The sequence below is a fragment of the Stenotrophomonas terrae genome (assembly GCF_001431465.1).
In the GTDB taxonomy this organism is placed as follows: Bacteria; Pseudomonadota; Gammaproteobacteria; order Xanthomonadales; family Xanthomonadaceae; genus Stenotrophomonas; species Stenotrophomonas terrae.
The window spans coordinates 1-1,633 of sequence record NZ_LDJJ01000107.1; the positions used below are offsets into that span (position 1 = coordinate 1).

Annotated in this window: 2 protein-coding genes; one reads left to right on the forward strand and one right to left on the reverse strand. The window is 64.2% G+C overall.

What is annotated here, in order from left to right:
* A partial coding sequence (locus ABB27_RS18835; RefSeq protein WP_057630846.1) for a Crp/Fnr family transcriptional regulator occupies positions 1-557 on the reverse strand: 557 nt, incomplete at its 3' end.
* 109 nt (positions 558-666) lie between these two features.
* Here ABB27_RS18835 and ABB27_RS18840 point away from each other — a divergent pair.
* Positions 667-1,633 (forward strand): histidine--tRNA ligase (locus ABB27_RS18840; protein ID WP_057630844.1); only part of this gene is annotated, 967 nt, incomplete at its 3' end.

Consider the following 1,633-nt stretch of genomic DNA (forward strand, 5'->3'; position numbering starts at 1 on the left):
GGCGTCAGAGGTGGATAAGAGACAGGCAGGAAATCCGCCAGCCGTTCCGGTGGCTGCAGGCGCGCCAGTGCCAGAGCGTTGTCCTGCGCTGCATCCAATTCCTGGCAGGCCCGCTGCAACAGCTTGCGCTCCAGGTGCGGGTAGCGTTGGCGCAGGTCGCGCATCTGCGTGGTCGGCACCCGGCAGACGCGGCTGTCGGCAATGGCCTCGATGTCGTAACGGTGGTGGTCGCTGCCACTCAACCCCAGGTAATCACCCGGCAGAACGAAGCCGTTCACCTGGCGGCGGCCATCGGCCAGGGTCCGGACCAGGCGCAACGCACCCTCGGTTACTGTATAGACATAAGTGCGCGGCTCGCCCGCGCGCGCCAAGGTGGTGCCCATCGCCACCGGGGTAGATACGGTGATCTGCTCCAGCGCATGCACTTCATCGCAGGACAGGGCCGAGCACACCGACAGGTGACGGACCGAGCATTGCAGGCACTCGCGCCCGCCATTGCCTTCTGCCGCAATGGACGAAACGGGGGATTGCTCGGTGCCTTGGGCTGGCCGGGACATGTCTTGGATGGGCGAGAAGTTGTCCTAAATGATACTTCATGCGGCCAGACGGGCGGTGTGCGGCTAGAATTGGCAATCGTTTCCACATTGAGTTGCAGGAGTTTTGCCCGTGATCAAGCCCCGTACCCCGCCCGGCATCATGGAATTGTTGCCGCGCGAGCAGATCGCGTTCCAGCGTATGCTGGACGTCATCCGCCGCAACTACGAGCGCTTCGGGTTCCTGCCGGTGGAGACCCCGGTATTCGAGCTGTCCGATGTATTGCTGACCAAATCCGGCGGCGAGACCGAGCGCCAGGTGTATTTCGTGCAGTCCACCGGTGCGCTGGCCAATGCCGCCGAATCGGCCGACAAGGGCGGGCTGCCGGAAATGGCGCTGCGCTTCGACCTGACCGTGCCGCTGGCCCGGTACGTGGCCGAGCATGAGCATGACCTGACCTTCCCGTTCCGCCGCTACCAGATGCAGCGGGTATACCGTGGTGAGCGCGCCCAGCGCGGCCGCTTCCGCGAGTTCTACCAGTGCGACGTAGATGTGATCGGCAAGGACAGCTTGAGCATCCGCTACGACGCGGAAGTGCTGGCGGTGATCTACGCGGTGTTCTCCGAGCTGCGCATCGGCAACTTCGCCGTGCAGCTGAACAATCGCAAGCTGATGCGCGGCTTCTTTGAAGCGCAGGGCGTGGTGGATGCCGAGCAGCAGGCGCTGGTGCTGCGCGAGGTCGACAAGCTCGACAAGCGCGGTCCCGACTATGTGCGTGAAACCCTGGTTGGCCCGGATTTCGGTCTGCCCGCCGACGCGGTCGAGCGGATCCTGTCCTTCGTCGAAGTGCGCTCCAGCTCGCACGCGGATGCATTGGCGCAGATCGACGCGGTGCTGGCGGCGGCTGGCGAATCGGCCAGCGAGTCGCTGCGTACCGGTGCTGCCGAGCTGCGTGAAGTGCTGGAGCTGGTGAAGGCGTTGGGTGTGCCGGAAACCGCCTATTGCCTGAATTTCTCCATCGCACGTGGCCTGGATTACTACACCGGCACGGTTTACGAGACCAGCCTGGTCGACCACCCGCAGATCGGCTCGATCTGCT